This is a genomic window from Rhodococcus sp. R1101 (assembly GCF_000278445.1).
Lineage (GTDB): Bacteria > Actinomycetota > Actinomycetes > Mycobacteriales > Mycobacteriaceae > Rhodococcus > Rhodococcus gordoniae.
In genome coordinates this window covers 1-781 of sequence record NZ_AJVB01000863.1, presented here as the reverse complement: position 1 = coordinate 781, position 781 = coordinate 1, and the positions used below count along the sequence as shown (strand labels likewise).

At 69.1% G+C, this 781-nt stretch carries 1 protein-coding gene; it reads right to left on the bottom strand.

All coding sequences use genetic code 11. The annotated features are described in order from the left end of the window. Positions 1-781: ferrochelatase (gene hemH / locus R1101_RS0124825; RefSeq protein ID WP_016935808.1), on the bottom strand; the 781-nt coding region annotated here is incomplete at both ends.

The following is a 781-nucleotide window of genomic DNA, read 5'->3' as shown; positions in this document are numbered from 1 at the left end:
CCGTTCGTCGACGAGTTCGCGGACGAGTCGAGCGAAGCGCGGGTCGGTTCCGGCCGTGGCCGCGCGCGAGAAGCCCATGCCCAGCTCGGCGGCGCGGTCGCGGGCTTCGGTGTCGAGATCCCACACGACCTCGAGGTGGTCGGAGACGAATCCGACCGGCACGACCACGACCGCAGCGACGCCGCGTTCGTGCAGGGCCTCGATATGGTCGACGATGTCGGGTTCGAGCCACGGCACCTGCGGTGGACCCGACCGCGACTGCCACACCAGGTCGTAGTCGTCCTCGCCGAGCGCCTCGGCCACCAGCCGCGCGGCCTCGGCGACCTGGCGACTGTAGAGATGTCCGCCTTCCTCCGGCGGACCACCCGTCGCGTCGAAGGAACTCGGGACGGAGTGGGCCGTGAAGACCACGCGCGCGGAGTCGCGCACCTCGTCCGCGAGTTCGACGCGCGCTGCGCGCACCGCATCGGTGACGGCGTCGACGAACAGCGGGTGATCGTAGAAGTGCCGCAGCTTCGTCAGCTGCGGAGCGTTCTCGACGGCGTCCCGAGCCCGGGCGATGTCCTCGTGGTACTGCCGGCATCCCGAGTAACCGCCCCAGGCGGACGTCGCGAACACCAGCGCGTTGCGGATCCCGTCGTCGCGCATCCGGGCGACGGTGTCCTCGACCATGGGATGCCAGTTGCGATTGCCGAAGTAGATCGGCAGTTCGATGCCGTGCGCGTCGAATTCGACACGCACGGCATCGATGATCGCCCGGTTGAGGGCATTGATCGGCGAA